This is a genomic window from Pantoea sp. EKM21T (assembly GCF_011800405.1).
GTDB lineage: Bacteria > Pseudomonadota > Gammaproteobacteria > Enterobacterales > Enterobacteriaceae > Pantoea > Pantoea agglomerans.
In genome coordinates this window covers 1-223 of record NZ_JAALFV010000034.1, presented here as the reverse complement: position 1 = coordinate 223, position 223 = coordinate 1, and the positions used below count along the sequence as shown (strand labels likewise).

Annotated in this window: 1 protein-coding gene; it reads left to right on the top strand. The window is 67.3% G+C overall.

Annotated features, from left to right (window positions below):
* A partial coding sequence (locus HFD87_RS22810; RefSeq protein WP_243207498.1) for a contractile injection system protein, VgrG/Pvc8 family occupies positions 1 to 223 on the top strand: 223 nt, incomplete at both ends.

The following is a 223-nucleotide window of genomic DNA, read 5'->3' as shown; positions in this document are numbered from 1 at the left end:
CACGCCCTGCTGGGGAAGCCGGTGACGTTTACGCTGCCGACCGACGGGCTGATGAACGCGCTGAGCCCGCGCTACCTTAACGGCAAAATCACCCAGGTGGCGGTGCGCAGCCAGGAGCTGAGCGGCACCCGCTACGCGGTCTATGAGCTGACGGTCGAGCCGGACCTGTGGCCGATGAAGCGCGACCGCAACCTGCGCATCTTCCAGAGCCAGACGGTGCCGC